This is a genomic window from Pseudomonas sp. Soil_N_39, from assembly GCF_057655955.1.
In genome coordinates, this window is record NZ_JBDGLI010000007.1 from 233932 (window position 1) to 249455 (window position 15524).

Annotated in this window: 12 protein-coding genes; 3 read left to right on the forward strand and 9 right to left on the reverse strand. The window is 61.7% G+C overall.

What is annotated here, in order from left to right:
* The first annotated feature begins 90 nt into the window (after positions 1 to 90).
* Positions 91 to 1209 (forward strand): PilT/PilU family type 4a pilus ATPase, encoded by a 1119-nt coding sequence (locus tag AC3A5O_RS13275; protein WP_122568414.1) that lies wholly within the window; start codon positions 91 to 93, stop codon positions 1207 to 1209.
* 188 nt (positions 1210 to 1397) lie between these two features.
* Here the strand turns inward: AC3A5O_RS13275 and AC3A5O_RS13280 are convergent, their stop codons facing one another.
* The 4 genes from AC3A5O_RS13280 to AC3A5O_RS13295 all read right to left on the reverse strand — a co-directional run bounded on the left by AC3A5O_RS13280 (position 1398) and on the right by AC3A5O_RS13295 (position 7452).
* The gene (locus tag AC3A5O_RS13280) at positions 1398 to 3353 is read right to left on the reverse strand and encodes an acetoacetate--CoA ligase (protein ID WP_487753271.1); all 1956 of its coding nucleotides are present in this window, start codon (positions 3351 to 3353) and stop codon (positions 1398 to 1400) included.
* Between the two features lie 203 nt (positions 3354 to 3556).
* Entirely contained in the window at positions 3557 to 4333 is a 777-nt protein-coding gene (locus AC3A5O_RS13285; RefSeq protein WP_305470512.1) for a 3-hydroxybutyrate dehydrogenase, read from the reverse strand.
* Positions 4334 to 4341: 8 nt separating this feature from the next.
* Positions 4342 to 5733 carry a GntP family permease gene (locus AC3A5O_RS13290; RefSeq protein WP_305470513.1) on the reverse strand — a complete coding sequence of 464 codons (1392 nt, stop codon included), beginning with the start codon at positions 5731 to 5733 and terminating at the stop codon, positions 4342 to 4344.
* Positions 5734 to 6036: 303 nt separating this feature from the next.
* The gene (locus tag AC3A5O_RS13295; RefSeq protein WP_354336906.1) at positions 6037 to 7452 is read right to left on the reverse strand and encodes a sigma-54 interaction domain-containing protein; all 1416 of its coding nucleotides are present in this window, start codon (positions 7450 to 7452) and stop codon (positions 6037 to 6039) included.
* Positions 7453 to 7678: 226 nt separating this feature from the next.
* Between AC3A5O_RS13295 and AC3A5O_RS13300 the strand changes: the two genes are divergently transcribed.
* Entirely contained in the window at positions 7679 to 7894 is a 216-nt protein-coding gene (locus AC3A5O_RS13300) for a TIGR02450 family Trp-rich protein (protein ID WP_305470515.1), read from the forward strand.
* A 168-nt stretch (positions 7895 to 8062) separates the two neighbouring features.
* On the forward strand, positions 8063 to 9397 hold the full coding sequence (locus tag AC3A5O_RS13305) for a methyl-accepting chemotaxis protein (RefSeq protein ID WP_487753272.1): 1335 nt from the start codon (positions 8063 to 8065) through the stop codon (positions 9395 to 9397).
* A gap of 12 nt (positions 9398 to 9409) precedes the next feature.
* Here the strand turns inward: AC3A5O_RS13305 and AC3A5O_RS13310 are convergent, their stop codons facing one another.
* From AC3A5O_RS13310 to AC3A5O_RS13330, 5 genes are all read right to left on the reverse strand, one after another.
* Positions 9410 to 10984 carry an ABC transporter ATP-binding protein gene (locus AC3A5O_RS13310; protein WP_487753280.1) on the reverse strand — a complete coding sequence of 525 codons (1575 nt, stop codon included), beginning with the start codon at positions 10982 to 10984 and terminating at the stop codon, positions 9410 to 9412.
* Between the two features lie 26 nt (positions 10985 to 11010).
* On the reverse strand, positions 11011 to 12033 hold the full coding sequence (locus AC3A5O_RS13315) for an ABC transporter permease (RefSeq protein ID WP_122568219.1): 1023 nt from the start codon (positions 12031 to 12033) through the stop codon (positions 11011 to 11013).
* Positions 12033 to 13091, reverse strand: coding sequence for a microcin C ABC transporter permease YejB (locus AC3A5O_RS13320; RefSeq protein ID WP_122568220.1), 1059 nt, complete (start codon positions 13089 to 13091; stop codon positions 12033 to 12035). Before AC3A5O_RS13320 ends, AC3A5O_RS13315 begins: the two co-directional genes overlap by 1 nt.
* Entirely contained in the window at positions 13091 to 14959 is a 1869-nt protein-coding gene (locus AC3A5O_RS13325) for an extracellular solute-binding protein (RefSeq protein WP_487753273.1), read from the reverse strand. Before AC3A5O_RS13325 ends, AC3A5O_RS13320 begins: the two co-directional genes overlap by 1 nt.
* Positions 14960 to 15158: 199 nt before the next feature.
* Positions 15159 to 15440 carry a peptidylprolyl isomerase gene (locus AC3A5O_RS13330; RefSeq protein ID WP_122568222.1) on the reverse strand — a complete coding sequence of 94 codons (282 nt, stop codon included), beginning with the start codon at positions 15438 to 15440 and terminating at the stop codon, positions 15159 to 15161.
* Positions 15441 to 15524 lie beyond the last annotated feature (84 nt).

Here is a 15524-nt window from a genome sequence, read left to right on the forward strand (position 1 = left end):
ATCCTTTGAGGAAAGTAAGTGCGGGTGGGTCTGAAGGGTTTCATGTTCGGCTCAACTTGTTTCATTGATGTCTCGCGGAAGTTTCAGTCCATGGAAATCGATCCGTTATTGCGAATCCTGGCGAGCCAAAATGGTTCCGACCTTTACATGTCCACGGGGGCGCCGCCGTGCGCGCGTTTCGAGGGCGTGCTCAAGCCCTTGGGTAACGAAGCCTTCAAGGTCGGCGACATTGCCCGGCTCGCCGAGTCTTTGATGGACGCCGAACAGCGGCTTGAGTTCGATCGGGAATTGGAAATGAACCTGGCGATCTCCCTGGCCGGCGTCGGGCGGTTCCGGGTCAATGTCTTCAAGCAGCGCAATGACGTGTCCATGGTGATCCGCAACGTCAAGCTGGACATCCCGCGCTTCGAAGACCTGAAACTGCCCCGGGTGCTGTTGGACAGCATCATGGAGAAACAGGGGTTGATGCTGTTCGTCGGTGCGACCGGCTCAGGCAAGTCGACCTCCCTGGCGGCGCTGATCGATTACCGCAATCGCAACAGCAGCGGCCACATCATCACCATCGAGGATCCGGTGGAGTATATCCATCGGCACAAGAAATCCATCATCAACCAACGGGAGGTCGGTGTCGACACCCGCAGTTTTCATGCGGCCCTGAAAAACACCCTGCGCCAGGCGCCGGATGTGGTGCTGATCGGCGAGATCCGCGATCGGGAAACCATGGAGCATGCCCTGGCGTTCGCCGATACCGGGCACCTGGTGATTTCCACCTTGCATGCCCATAACGCCAACCAGGCCCTGGACCGGGTGATCAATTTCTTCCCGGAAGAGCGCCGGCCGCAGCTGCTCAACGACCTGGGCAACAACCTCAAGGCGTTCGTTTCCCAACGCCTGGTGCGCACCCGTGCCGGCCAGCGGCGGGCGGCGGTGGAGGTGATGCTGGGCTCACCGACGGTGGCCGACCTGATCCGGCGCAACGAACTTGGCGAGCTCAAGGGCATCATGGAGAAGTCAGAGGAACTGGGAATGCAAACCTTTGACCAGGCCCTGTTCAACCTGGTGGTCGAAGGCGCCATCGATGAGGAGGAAGCCCTGAAAAACGCCGACTCGGCGAACAACCTGCGGTTGCGTTTGAAGTTGCATAGCGAGTCGGGGACTGCGGCGCCACCGGCCGATCCGGCGGCGGGGGAGTGGGGGCTTATGGATTGAAAATTTCTGTGAGAACAACACTTGTGGGAGCAACACCTGGGGGGCAAAACTGTGGGAGCAAAGCCTGTGGGAGCAAAGCTTGCTCGCGATGCTGGCGACGCGGTTTTTCAGACCTACCGCGTTACCGTTCATCGCGAGCAAGCTTTGCTCCCACAGGTTTTTGCTCCGCACAGGTGAGGCCCTGACGGTCAGCTCGCAAGCTCCGGCCGATCCCGAAACTGCTCCAGCGCCCCGGGGTTGGCGAGGGCATCGGTGTTCTTCACCACCTCGCCATGCACCACATTGCGCACCGCCAACTCCACCACCTTGCCGCTGATGGTTCGCGGAATATCACTGACCGCGAGGATTTTCGCCGGCACATGCCGTGGTGTGGTGTTGGCGCGGATGACCTGGCGGATCCGTTGTTCCAAGGCATCATCCAGCGTCACGCCATCGCGCAGGCGCACGAACAGCACCACCCGGACATCACCCTGCCATTGCTGGCCGATGGCGACGCTGTCCAGCACCTGCTCGACCTTTTCCACCTGCCGATAGATTTCCGCCGTGCCGATGCGCACGCCACCCGGGTTGAGCACGGCGTCGGAGCGTCCATGGATCAACAGGCCGCCGTGGGGCAGTTCTTCGGCGTAGTCACCTTGGGCCCAGACGCCGGGGAACTGGGCGAAGTAGGACGCGCGCAGTTTTTCCTGTCGAGGGTCATTCCATAAACCAATGGGCATTGCCGGGAAATGCCGGGTGCACACCAACTCACCTTTTTCAGCGATGACCGGGTTGCCGGCCTCGCTCCAGACCTGCACGGCCATGCCCAGGCTCTTGCCTTGCATTTCGCCCCGGCGCACCGGTGACAGTGGGTTGCCGTTGACGAAGCACGAGACAATGTCGGTGCCGCCGGACATCGAGGCCAGGCAGACGTCGGGCTTGAAGTCCCGGTACACGTAGTCGTAGCTATGGGGCGCCAGTGCCGAACCGGTGGACAGGAGGGTTTTCAGGCTGCCCAAACGATGCGTCTGCCGGGGCTTGAGGCCTTCGCTTTCCAGAGCCGCGAGGAATTTTGGGCTGGTGCCGAAAACGCTGATGCGCTGCTCATCGATCAGGTCCAGCAAGCGCTCGGGACCGGGGTGGAACGGCGAGCCATCGTAGAGCACCACCGCGCTGCCCACGGCGAGGGCCGACACTAGCCAGTTCCACATCATCCAGCCGCAGGTCGTGTAGTAGAACAGCCGATCTTCGGGGCCGAGGTCGACGTGCAGGCCATGTTCCTTGACGTGTTGCAGCAGCACGCCACCGGTGCCATGGACGATGCATTTAGGGACCCCGGTGGTGCCGCTGGAGTAGAGGATGTACAGCGGGTGGTCGAACGGAACGCTGACGAATTCCGGCTCGCCACCGGGTTGATAGAAGTCGTTCCACAACGCAACCGCGGCCGGGGTCTTGAAGTCTTCGACGCGGGCGTCAGGTTGGGCATAAGGCAACACGATCAGTTGTTGCAGCGACGGCAGCCGTTCGAGGATTTCATTGACCTTGGCGCGCTGGTCGATGAGCTTGCCGGCATAGCGATAACCGGCGCAGGTGATCAGCACCTTGGGCTCGATCTGGCCGAACCGGTCGATGACGCCCTGGGTGCCGAAGTCCGGTGACGAGCACGACCAGATGGCGCCCAGGCTGGTGCTGGCGAGCATACCCACCAGTGTTTGCCAGGTGTTGGGCATGCACGCCGCGACCCGGTCGCCCCGGGTGACGCCGGCGGCTTGCAGGTTTTTTTGCAGGCCGGCAACGTGGACGGCGAGTTCGCTCCAGGTCAGTTGCTCCTGGCCGCCGTTTTCGGCCAGCGCCACCACCGCGACGGCGTCATCGCGGCGATGCAGCAGGTGTTCGGCGAAGTTCAGCGTGGCGCCAGGGAACCACCGAGCGCTGGGCATTTGCGCGCCCTCCACCAGTACCGCGTCGGGCGCTTGGTGAAAGCGAATCTCGAAGAAATCGACAATGGCCTGCCAGAAGGCCTCGCGCTGGTCGATGCTCCAGGCGTGCAGGGTAGGGTAGTCGTTCAGTTGCAGGTGATGCCGCGCGTTGACGAACCGACGAAAGGCGTTCATGCGCGACTGGGCGATGCGTTCGGGGCTGGGTTGCCAGAGGATGTCGGACATGGGGGTGCCTCTTGTTTTTTTGTGTACACACAAACTATAGAGCGACCCAATCTTGTGGCGAGGGGATTTATCTGTGGGAGCAAGGCTTGCCCGCGATGGCCACACCGCGGTTTAACAGCTAAACCGCGTTTTCGTTCATCGCGGGCAAGCCTTGCTCCCACAAGTCGGGGATAAATCCCCACGCCACAAGGGATCGCAAGGAGTTACTGGGCCAACCATCCACCATCAATATTCCACGCCGCACCCCGCACCTGGCTCCCAGCTTCGCTGCACAGAAACAGCACCAGTTCTCCTAACTGCGGCGGGGTGACGAATTCCAGGGACGGCTGCTTCTCGGCCAACAGGTCATGCTGTGCCTGTTGCGGGTCGACGCCGGAGGCAATGCGGTCGTCGATCTGTTTTTGCACCAGCGGCGTCAGCACCCAGCCCGGGCAGATGGCGTTGCAGGTCACGTTGCTGGTGGCGGTCTCCAGGCCGACCACCTTGGTCAGGCCGATCACCCCATGCTTGGCCGCGACGTACGCCGCCTTGCCTACTGAACCGACCTGACCGTGCACCGAGGCGACGTTGATAATCCGCCCCCAGCCCTTGGCGCGCATGCCTGGCAGGCTCAGGCGGGTGGCGTGGAACACCGAGGACAGGTTGATGGCAATGATCGAATCCCAGCGCTCCACCGGGAAATCCTCCACCGCGGCCACGTGCTGGATCCCGGCGTTGTTCACCAGGATGTCCACGCCACCGAACTCGCGCTCGGCGTAGGCGAGCATGTCGGCGATCTGCGCCGGGTCGCTGACATCGGCCGGATGATGACCGACCTTGCCGCCGAACTGTTTCACCTCGGCGATCACCGTCGAGGCATCGCCGAAGCCGTTGAGGATCAGGTTGGCGCCGGCCTTGGCCAGGCTCAGGGCGATGCCCAGGCCGATGCCGCTGGTAGAGCCGGTGACCAGGGCGGTCTTGCCCGAAAGAGGGGTTGTCATGGGGAGCCTCACACAATGCCAGTGGCGTAGAACACAGCGATCACGAAGAACACCGCGAGGGTCTTGATCAGCGTAATGCAGAAAATGTCTTTGTAGGCCTCACGGTGGGTCAGCCCGGTCACCGCCAGCAGGGTAATCACCGCGCCGTTGTGGGGCAGGGTGTCCATGCCGCCGCTGGCCATGGCGGCCACCCGGTGCAGCACTTCCAGGGGAATGTTGGCGGCGTGGGCGGCGCTGATGAAGCTTTCAGACATTGCCGCCAAGGCGATGCTCATGCCACCCGAGGCAGAGCCGGTGATGCCCGCCAGCAGTGTGACCGTCACCGCTTCATTGACCAATGGGTTGGGAATGTTCTTGAGCCAGTCGGCCAGCACCAGGAAGCCCGGCAAGGATGCGATGACCGCGCCGAAGCCGTATTCCGACGCGGTGTTCATCGCCGCCAGCAACGCACCGCCCACGGCACTCTTGCTGCCTTCGGCCAGTTTGCTGCGAATGGCCCGGAAGCCGAACAGCAGGACCATGATGATGCCCACCAGCAACGCCGCCTGCACCGCCCAGATCGCGGTGAGCTTGGCGATGTCGCTGGTCACTGGCGTCGCCATGCCTGGCAGCGCCAGGCTGTGGGTCTTGCCATACCATTGGGGAATCCACTGGGTGAACAGCAGGTTCATGACCCCTACCGCCAGCAGCGGCGAAACGGCGATCCAGGGGTTCGGCAGCTTGATGTCTTCGGCGGTTTCCGGCTCGTTGCGCAACTCGGTGCCGTAGCCTTCGCCCACGCGCTGGGCCTTGTTGCGCTGGCGTTGCAAAAACAGCATGCCGAGGCTGAACACGAAGATCGTACCGATCACCCCCAGCCACGGTGCGGCCCAGGCGGTGGTGTTGAAGAACGTGCTGGGGATGATGTTCTGGATCTGCGGCGTGCCGGGCAGGGCGTCCATGGTGAACGAGAACGCGCCGAGGGCGATGGTGGCCGGGATCAGGCGCTTGGGAATATTGCTCTGGCGGAACATCTCGGCGGCGAACGGGTACACCGCGAACACCACGACAAACAGCGACACACCGCCATAGGTCAGCACGGCGCAGACCAGCACGATCACCAGCATGGCCTGGCGTGTGCCCAGCAAGCGAATCGCTGCGGCGACGATGGAGCGAGAGAACCCCGACAGCTCGATCAGCTTGCCGAACACCGCGCCGAGCAGGAACACCGGGAAATACAGTTTGATGAAACCGACCATTTTCTCCATGAACACCCCGGTGAAGGCAGGGGCGACGGCGGACGGGTCGGTGAGCAGGACGGCACCGAGGGCGGCGATGGGAGCAAAGAGGATAACGCTGTAACCACGGTAGGCGGCAACCATCAGCAGCGCGAGGGCTGCCAAGGCAATGATCACACTCATGGTGTGTCTCCTGGGATTGTTATTGTTGTGGTGAAACTGTGGGGAGGGCTTTAGCGAGTTTTGTGCCAGGTGTATAACTATCTGAAATATAAGGAAATTATTTTGATTTGTAGGGCGGGTGCGAGGGTTTTGTCTCTATCTGGAGATTTTTAGGGGCTGGGCTGGCCTCATCGCGAGCAAGCTCGCTCCCACAGTTGACCGCGTAGCTCAAGAGAACCCCGTCCCCTGTGGGAGCGAGCTTGCTCGCGATGAGCGCAAAGCGCTCCAAAAACCAATAGTCTATATTTTGAGAATTGAATCTCTTTATTGAGACTCCGCAATCCCCAACGCCACCATCTTCTTGTACAACGTCGACCTCCCCAGCCCCAACCGCCCGGCCGCTTCGACCACCTTGCCCCCGCATTGCGCGAGGGTGGTTTCGATCAAGTGCCGGTCGAAGCGCGCCCGGGCCTGGCTGAAGGTTTCATGGGGCAGGGGTTCGAAGCTCACGTCCGCCGGGCGTGTCACCGGGATGAAGGTCCCGATGGCTGCGCGAATGTCCGCCGCCGTGAGCATCAGGTCATCGCTGAGCAGCGCGGCCCGTTCCAGCACGTTGCGCAGTTCGCGGATGTTGCCTGGCCAGGCGTGTTGCCGCAGCAGGTCGAGGGCGGCGGGGTTCAGTTCGTGCTGGCTGCGCAGCTCTTCCAGGATCGCTTCGCTCAGGGCCGGCAAATCATCCAGGCGTTCGCGCAGCGGCGGGACCTGGATCGGCAGTACGTTGAGGCGGTAATACAGGTCGGCGCGGAACTCTCCGCGCTTGATCGCCGCTTCCAGGTCCATGGAGGTGGCGGCGATGATTCGCACGTCGCTTTGCAGCACCTCGTTGGAGCCCACCGGTTCGTACTCTTTTTCTTGGAGCACTCGCAGCAGTTTGCTTTGCAGCGGCAGCGGCATGTCGCCGATCTCGTCGAGGAACAGCGTGCCACCCTGGGCGATCTGCAGCTTGCCGGCGCGGCCCTTGCGGTCGGCCCCGGTAAAGGCCCCAGGCGCGGTACCAAAGAATTCGGCTTCCAGCAGTGATTCAGGAATCGCCGCGCTGTTGATGCTGACGAACGCCTTGTGCGCCCGCGGCGAAGCGCTGTGGATGGCCTGGGCCAGCAGTTCCTTGCCGGTGCCGGTTTCGCCGAGCAGCAGCACCGGCGAATCGGCGCTGGCGCTGCGCCGGGCACGGCGCTTGACCTCAAGACCGGCGTTGCTGGTGCCAATGAAATGGGCAAAGTTGTACTTGGTTTGCCGCGCCCGCAGCAGCGAACGGGTGGAGGCCAGTTCTTCCTGCATGCTCAGATAGCGCTTGAGCATCGGCGACAGGCTGCGCAATTCATCGAACAAGGCAAAGCCGATGGCACCGATCACCGCGCCCGCGCTGTCGTGGATCGGCAGGCGCATCACCACCAGCGGCTCCTTGGGGGTGTCCTGCATGTCCAGCAGGATCGGCCGCCCGGTGCGCACCACTTCGCGCAACAGGCTGCCGGGAATCACGCTCTCGCACGCCCGACCAATCGCTTCCTGCGCCGAGTTCAGGCCGAAGCGCCGGGCGTAGCGTTCGTTCATCCAGACGATATTCGCGTCACGGTCGACAATCACCGTGCCTTCGCTGGACTGCTCGATGATCTCGAACAACGAACGGATCGCCAGCGTGCGCACGCGCTTGTAATCCTTGAGGCTTTCGGTGGGGTTCATCGGGCATTTCCAGAAGGTGGGATTTGCCGGCATCCTCCGATCAAAGGGGTTGCCAAAGAGCGGCATTATGCCGGGAGCGGCTGGCCGAGCACTACTCCGCCCGCATTCTTTGCCGTGGCGTGGCGCGCCTCGCTGGCAACACGAGGTCTCGGCAAGTCTGCGCAGTAGTGGGCAGCTGGAGAAAATTGTACAGTTATTCTTATTCTGTACATTTTTGAGAGCGCTCATGAATAAATTCAACCCTCGCAAGCTGCAGCTCTCCAAATGGACGGCCTGTGCGCCGACTGATCGGGAAAAGCATTTTCTCGTCACCAAGCTGCTCTGTGATGAGGAGGGAACACCCATTCAGGTTGAGCTTGAAGCTGTGTACAGCGCTCGTGTAGCGGTGTTCGACTGGCGCGAGTTGCGCGACAGCAAGCATTGGAAAATGGGCTGGTGCTGAATGGCTTGGGCTGTGCCATAGAGATCCGTATGACTGACGATAGTTATACATAATAATAAAATTGTACAAGTTTTCCTGCGGTAGTGGCTTAATGCGGCTATCTAGCGAGGGTATCTCTGCCTTCGTGTGGCTACAGCCACGCATTCACCGCCTCCGGGAGCGCCACCCATGTTCATTCGTACTCGCAAGCATCAGGACGCCTTGCACGAAATCCAGGCCAGGCAGGCTATTCTCGAAGCCGAACGGACGGCCTTGCAGCAATGCATGGCAATCATCGAGTTCACCCCGACGGGTGAGGTGCTCGACGTCAGCCCGGTTTTTTTGAAAATGATGGGGTATTCACTCAGCGAAACCCTCGGTCAGCATCATTCGATGTTTTGTGAGCCTGCCTATTCGCGCAGCGCCGAGTGCTCGGCGTTATGGCGGCAGTTGGGGCAGGGCTCTTCTGCCGACAGCCAGTTTCTGCATTTGCGGCGTGATGGAAGCTGGCTGTGGGTGCATGCAAGTTACGTCCCTGTGCTGGATCAACATGCAAAGGTGCAGCGCATCATCCTGATCGTTCGCGATATCAATGAGCAGGTGTTGCGCGCCCAGGCCGAAACCAGCTTCATGCAAGCGATCGACCGCTCCATGGCGGTTATCGAATTTGATCTGAGCGGTCAGGTCGTGAATGCCAACGAGAATTTCATGAACGTCATGGGGTACCGCCTGCAAGAGATTCGGGGCCAGCATCACCGGATTTTCTGCAAACCAAGCGAGTCTCAGAGCGAGGCTTATCGTGGCTTCTGGGCCGGGCTCAATCGCGGTGAATACAGGACCGGCCTTTTCGAACGCGTCGACAATCGAGGCGCGGCTGTCTGGCTGCAGGCTACCTACAACCCTCTCTACGATGCACGGGGGCGCTTGTATGGCGTGGTCAAGTTCGCCACTGACAGCACTCGCGAAGTCGAGCAGCGCCAAAGTGAATCAAAAGCGGCCGGACTTGCTTTCGAGACGTCCCGGCAGACCGATGAGCAAACCCGGATCGGCACGTGTGTGGTTCAGCAAACCGTTACGGTGGTGCAAAGCATCGCCGATGAGCTTCAACAGGTGTCAGCCGGGATAGGTGCCCTGAGCGCGCAGTCCGAGGAAATCGGTAGCATCGTCGATGCCATCCGGGGCATCGCCGAACAGACCAATCTGCTTGCCCTCAATGCAGCCATCGAAGCGGCTCGTGCCGGGGAGCAGGGACGCGGCTTCGCGGTGGTGGCCGATGAGGTGCGCAATCTGGCGCGACGTACAAGCCAGTCAACTGTGGCCATTACTCAGGTCGTCGCCAAGAACCGTGAATTGGCCAGGCAAGCGGTGAGCAGCATGCAATCGAGCACGCTCAAGGCGGAGCAGGGGGTGAAACTGGCTAACCAGGCCGGCACTGTCATTCTGGATATTCATCGAGGCGCGCAGCAGGTTGTGGAGGTGATGGGAGAATTCGCTCAAGCGCTGGATCAACGACGTGGCGCCTGAGCGAACCCTGGATTACTGCGGCTGCGCCGCCGCCAACAACTCCTTGGTATAGGGATGCTGGGGCGCGTCGAACACGTCATGGCTGGCGCCTTGCTCGACCACTTTGCCGTCCTTGATCACGATCATGTCGTGGGCCAGGGCGCGGACCACCGCCAGGTCATGGCTGATGAACAGGTAGGTCAGGCCGTGCTTTTCCTGGAGCTGGCGCAGCAGCGCGACCACTTGTTTCTGCACGGTGCGGTCCAGGGCCGAGGTCGGTTCGTCCAACAGGATCAGGGCCGGCTTGAGTACCAGGGCCCGGGCGATGGCGATGCGTTGGCGCTGGCCACCGGAAAATTCATGGGGGTAGCGGTGGCGGCTCTGCGGATCGAGGCCGACTTCCTCAAGGGCCTGGATCACCCGTGCTTCACACTCCTTGGGGCTGGACGGGCTGTGGACTTCGAGGCCCTCGCTGATGATCTGCTGCACCGACATGCGCGGGCTGAGGCTGCCGAACGGGTCCTGGAACACCACCTGCATTTTCTTGCGCCACGGCCGCAGTGCCTTGTGGGATAACTGCTCAAGGGCTTGGCCCTGGAAGTGGATGCTGCCTTCGGACTCGATCAGTCGCAGGATCGCTTGGCCGAGCGTGGACTTGCCGGAACCGGATTCGCCGACGATGCCCAAGGTCTTGCCGCGCTGGATGCTCAGGCTGATACCGTCCACGGCGCGCAAATATTCCTTGCGCCGGAACAGCCCGCCACCCAGGGCAAAGCTCACGCGCAGGTCCCGCACCTGCAACACGTCTTCGCGTTCGTCCCGGGGCAGGGCTTCGCCTTCCGGCTCGGCGTGCAGCAACTCGCAGCTGTAGGGGTGTTTCGGTGCGCTGAACAGGGTTTCGCACGGCGCCTGCTCGACGATTTCCCCGGCCTTCATCACGCACACCCGTTGGGCGATGCTGCGCACCAGGTTGAGGTCGTGACTGATCAGCAGCAAGGACATGCCGAGGCGTTGCTGCAAGGACTTGAGCAACAGCAGGATCTTGCGTTGCACGGTCACGTCCAGCGCCGTGGTCGGTTCGTCGGCAATCAACAGTTCCGGCTCGCACGCCAGGGCCATGGCGATCATCACCCGTTGCCGCTGGCCGCCGGACAGTTGATGGGGGTAAGCCTTGAGTCGCTCGGTGGGTTTCTGGATGCCCACCAGGGCCAGCAGTTCCAGAATGCGCTGACGCGCTGCCTTGCCGCCCAGGCCCCGGTGCAGCATCAGGGTTTCACCGATCTGTTTCTCGACGCTGTGCAGCGGGTTCAGCGAGGTCATCGGCTCCTGGAAGATCATGGCAATGCGGTTGCCGCGCAACTCCCGCAGGGTCTTGGCCTCGGCGCCCAGCAGTTCCTGGCCGCGATAGCGAATGCTGCCGGTGGTGCGGGTGCCGGTCTCGGGTAGCAGTTGCAGGATCGAATGGGCCGTCACCGACTTGCCGGAGCCCGACTCGCCCACCAGGGCCAGGCATTCGCCGGGGCGGATATCCAAGCACAGGTTGCGCACCACCGTCTGGTCGTTGAAGGCCACGCTCAGGTCGCGGATTTCGATCAGGTTTTTGCTCATCTCAAGGTTCCGCTTCATGGCTGTTTTCAAGAGCGTGGATCAAAGGCGTCGCGCAGCGCCTCGCCGATAAACACCAGCAGGGAAAGAATCAGCGCCAAGGTGAAAAACGCCGTCAGTCCCAGCCACGGTGCTTGCAGGTTTTGCTTGCCCTGGGCGATCAGTTCCCCCAGAGAGGCGCTCCCGGCCGGCATGCCGAAGCCAAGAAAATCCAGGGCGGTGAGGGTGGAGATCGCCCCGGTAAGGATGAAGGGCAGATAGCTCAAGGTGGCGTTCATCGCGTTGGGCAGGATATGCCGCACGATCACCTTGCGGTCGGACAAGCCCAGAGCCCTGGCGGCTTTGACGTATTCCAGGTTGCGCCCGCGCAGGAACTCGGCGCGGACCACGTCCACCAGGGCCAGCCAGGAAAACAGCGCCATGATCCCCAGCAGCCACCAGAAATTCGGCTCCACAAAACCGGACAGTATGATCAACAGGTAGAGCACCGGTAGTCCGGACCAGACTTCCAGCAGGCGTTGCCCGAGCAGATCCACCCAACCGCCGTAATAGCCCTGCAACGCACCGGCGGCGATACCGATCAGCGCGCTGATGGCGGTCAGGGCCAGGGCAAACAGGATCGACACCCGCGCGCCGAAGATCACCCGGGCCAGCACATCCCGGGACTGGTCGTCAGTGCCCAGCCAGTTCACCGTCGAGGGTGGGCTCGGCGCCGGTTGATTGAGGTCGTAGTTGGGGGTGTCGTCGCTGAACGGGATCGGTGGAAACCACAGCCAGCCGCCGTCCTTGTGAATCAGGTTCTGCACGTAGCTGCTGCGGTAGTCGGCCTGGAACGGCAACTGCCCGCCAAACTCCTGCTCGGTGTAGCGCTTGAACACCGGGAAATACAGCGAGCCCTGATAGCTGACCACCAGTGGCTTGTCATTGGCGATCAACTCGCCGCCCAGGCTCAGGATGAACAGGCTGATGAACAGCCACAGCGACCACCAGCCCCGACGGTTTTTCTTGAAACGTTCGAAGCGTCGACGGCCCAAGGGAGAAAGCTTGAACATCAGGCATTCCTCGCGGCGAAGTCGATGCGCGGGTCCACCAGGGTGTAGCAGAGGTCGCCGATGAGTTTGATCAGCAGGCCGAACAGCGTGAAGATGAACAGCGAGCCGAACACCACCGGATAATCCCGGGACACCGCGGCCTCGTAGCTCATGCGTCCCAGGCCGTCGAGGGAAAAGATCACCTCGATCAGCAAGGAGCCGGCGAAGAACACGCTGATGAACGCCTGGGGAATGCCAGAGACCACCAGTAGCATCGCATTGCGGAACACGTGACCGTAGAGCACCCGCTGTTCGCTCATGCCCTTGGCCCGCGCCGTGACCACATACTGGCGGGTGATTTCATTGAGGAACGAGTTCTTGGTCAGGATCGTCAGGGTGGCGAAGCCGCCGATCACCAGCGAGGTGACCGGCAGCACCAGGTGCCAGAAGTAATCGGCGATCTTGCCCAGCGTCGACAGCGACTCGAAGTTGTCCGAGACCAGCCCGCGCACCGGAAACCAGTTCAGCGAGGTGCCGCCGGCGAACATCACGATCAGGAACATCGCGAAGAGGAACGCCGGCATGGCGTAGCCAATAATGATCGCCGTGCTGCTCCACACATCGAATGCCGAGCCGTGGCGCACGGCCTTGCGGATACCCAGGGGGATCGACACCAGGTAGGTGATCAGCGTTGCCCAGAGCCCAAGGGAAATGGTCACCGGCATCTTTTCCAGGATCAGGTCGGTGACCGTGGCACCGCGAAAGAAACTCTTGCCGAAGTCGAGGCGGGCGTAACTGCTGAGCATCAGCCACAGGCGCTCGTGGGCCGGTTTATCGAAGCCGTACTGTTTCTCGATGTCCTTGATCAGTTGCGGGTCCAGGCCGCGACTGGCGCGGGAACTGCCGCTCATCTCACTGCCCGAGCTGCCGACACTGCCGCCGCCGATGCCTTGCAGATGGGCGATGGCCTGTTCCACCGGCCCGCCGGGCGCGGCCTGCACGATGACGAAGTTCACCAGCAGGATGATTACCAGGGTGGGGATGATCAACAACAGGCGTCGCGCGATATAAGCCCACATCAATGCGGCCCTCCGGGTGTGCCGCGCCTGATGCGTTCGGCGCGCATCTGCTCGTTGGTCAGCGGTGTGGTGCTCACTTCCCACCAGCTTTCGATGGCCTCGTCATTGCTGGCCTGAACCTTTGGCATGCCGAAGCGGTTCCACCACACGGTCGAGCTGCCCGGCGGGTAATAGTTGGGGATCCAGTAGTAATTCCATTGCAGCACCCGGTCCAGGGCATGGGCATGGCGCAGCATGTCGGCTTGGGTGGTGGCCTTGACCAAGCCGTCGATCAGCGCGTCCACCGCCGGGTTCTTCAAGGCCATGTAGTTGTTGGCCCCCGGATCGTTGGCGGCCGCCGAACCGAAGTAATTATAGAGTTCCATGCCCGGCGAGGTGCTGACGGGGTAGCCGGTGATGATCATGTCGTAGTCGCGACTCATCAGGCGATTGACGTATTGGGACGCGTCGATGCGGCGGATGCTCATGTCGATGCCGATTTGCGCCAGGGTGCGTTTGTAGGGCAGTAGCAGGCGGTCGATACCGTTCTGGCTGTTCAGGAACGTGAAGCTCAGCGGTTCGCCCTCGGCATTCACCAGACGGTCGCCGTCGGGTTTCCAGCCGGCCTGTTCCAACAAGGCCAGGGCTTGCAGTTGCTTATCGCGGATCACGCCGCTGCCGTCGGTTTTCGGGGCCTGGAAGACCTGGGTGAAGACTTCGTCGGGAATCTGCCCGCGCAACGGCTCCAGAATTGCCAGCTCGCCGGCATCGGGCAGTTTGCGGGCGGCGAGGTCAGTGTTGGAAAAGTAACTCTGCTGACGCACATAGACGTTGCGCATCATCTGGCGGTTGCTCCATTCGAAATCCCAGAGCATGGCCAGGGCCTGGCGCACGCGGCGGTCCTGGAACTGCGGTTTTTGCAGGTTGAAGACAAAACCCTGGGCGGTTTGGGGCGCCTCTTTGGCCAGGTGGGCTTTTTGCAGACGGCCGTCCTGCAGGGCCGGGCCGTCATAGCCGATGGAATAGCCGGTGGCGGAAAACTCGCGGTTGTAGTCATAGGCGCCGCCGCGCAGCACTTGGCGGGCGACGTCGGTGTCGCCAAAGTACTCGATGCTGAAGTGGTCGAAATTGTAGAGCCCGCGACTGACCGGCAAGTCCTTGCCCCACCAATCGGCATTGCGCTCGAACGTGATGCTGCGCCCGGAATCCACCTTGCTCACCCGGTAGGGGCCACTGCCCAGTGGCGCCTCGTAGCCACCGCCGTTGGCGAAATCTCGGGTCTTCCACCAATGTTCGGGAAAGACCGGCAGGGTGGCGATGTCCAGGGGCAGGGTGCGGCTTTCGTTGTTCTTGAAGTTGAAGCGCGCGGTGCGCTCGTCCTCGACCACGACGTCCTTGACCGCCGCGAACTGGGTGCGATAGCGCAGGCTGCCTTGGGTCATCAACAGTTCGAAGCTGTAGCGCACATCCTGGGCGGTGATGGGCTTGCCATCGGCGAAGCGGGCCTTGGGGTTCAAGTAGAAGCGCAGGGACAGGCCATCGTCGGCACGCTCCATCTTCTGCGCCACCAGGCCATAGACGGTATAGGGCTCGTCCAGGGAGCGCTGGGCCAGGGGCGAATACAGCATCCCGTCGATCTGGCTGACGCCGATGCCTTTGTCGATGTAGGGCAGGATGTGGTCGAAGTGACCAATCTCCACAGCCGAGCGGCGCATGGTCCCGCCCTTTGGTGCCTGGGGGTTGGCGTAGGCGAAGTGGCCGAAGCCTTCGGCATATTTGGCGGGTTCGCCATAGACGGTCAGGGCATGTTGCGGTGCCGCATCGACGGCGGCAGCGCCTGTCAGCAGGACCACGGCAATCAATAGCAGTGAAGGGAACGCCAGTCGCATTGTCAGCCTTAGAGCCGGGTGATCGATGAGACGATTTGTACGCGAGCGGCGCCTGAATCGCCAGCCCTTGTGGCGAGGGATTATCTGTAGGAGCAATGCCTGTAGGAGCAAGGCTTGCCCGCGATTGCTGCGCCGCGGTCCAACAGATGTTCCGCGTTATCGTTCATCGCGGCGGCAAGCCTTGCTCCCACAGGGACCATCAATCCTGGCGGCTGGTGACTTCCAGCAGGTGGTAGCCGAACTGAGTCTTGACCGGGCCTTGGACGGTGTTGAGCGGTGCGCTGAACACCACGGTGTCGAATTCCTTGACCATCTGGCCCGGGCCGAACGAACCCAGGTCGCCGCCCTGACGGCTGGACGGGCAGGAGGAGTTGGCCTTGGCAATTTCAGCGAAATCGGCGCCAGCCTCGATCTGGGCCTTGAGTTCGTTGCACTTGTCTTCGGTGGAAACCAGGATGTGGCGGGCAGTGGCTTTGGCCATGGGGCAAATTCCTTTCGATGTATTTAAAGGTGCTGAGCCTACCGGATTCATTGGCGGGGTGTTGTCAAAATTGCGTCAAAACCT

Bases quoted from the DNA above. Each gene is read 5' to 3' on its own strand.
- AC3A5O_RS13320 (WP_122568220.1), bottom strand. From the start codon at position 13,091: ATGTGGGCTTATATCGCGCGACGCCTGTTGTTGATCATCCCCACCCTG.
- AC3A5O_RS13285 (WP_305470512.1), bottom strand. From the start codon at position 4,333: ATGACAACCCCTCTTTCGGGCAAGACCGCCCTGGTCACCGGCTCTACC.
- AC3A5O_RS13295 (WP_354336906.1), bottom strand. From the start codon at position 7,452: ATGAACCCCACCGAAAGCCTCAAGGATTACAAGCGCGTGCGCACGCTG.
- AC3A5O_RS13280 (WP_487753271.1), bottom strand. From the start codon at position 3,353: ATGTCCGACATCCTCTGGCAACCCAGCCCCGAACGCATCGCCCAGTCG.
- AC3A5O_RS13310 (WP_487753280.1), bottom strand. From the start codon at position 10,984: ATGAGCAAAAACCTGATCGAAATCCGCGACCTGAGCGTGGCCTTCAAC.
- AC3A5O_RS13325 (WP_487753273.1), bottom strand. From the start codon at position 14,959: ATGCGACTGGCGTTCCCTTCACTGCTATTGATTGCCGTGGTCCTGCTG.
- AC3A5O_RS13300 (WP_305470515.1), top strand. From the start codon at position 7,679: ATGAATAAATTCAACCCTCGCAAGCTGCAGCTCTCCAAATGGACGGCC.
- AC3A5O_RS13290 (WP_305470513.1), bottom strand. From the start codon at position 5,733: ATGAGTGTGATCATTGCCTTGGCAGCCCTCGCGCTGCTGATGGTTGCC.
- AC3A5O_RS13305 (WP_487753272.1), top strand. From the start codon at position 8,063: ATGTTCATTCGTACTCGCAAGCATCAGGACGCCTTGCACGAAATCCAG.
- AC3A5O_RS13315 (WP_122568219.1), bottom strand. From the start codon at position 12,033: ATGTTCAAGCTTTCTCCCTTGGGCCGTCGACGCTTCGAACGTTTCAAG.
- AC3A5O_RS13330 (WP_122568222.1), bottom strand. From the start codon at position 15,440: ATGGCCAAAGCCACTGCCCGCCACATCCTGGTTTCCACCGAAGACAAG.
- AC3A5O_RS13275 (WP_122568414.1), top strand. From the start codon at position 91: ATGGAAATCGATCCGTTATTGCGAATCCTGGCGAGCCAAAATGGTTCC.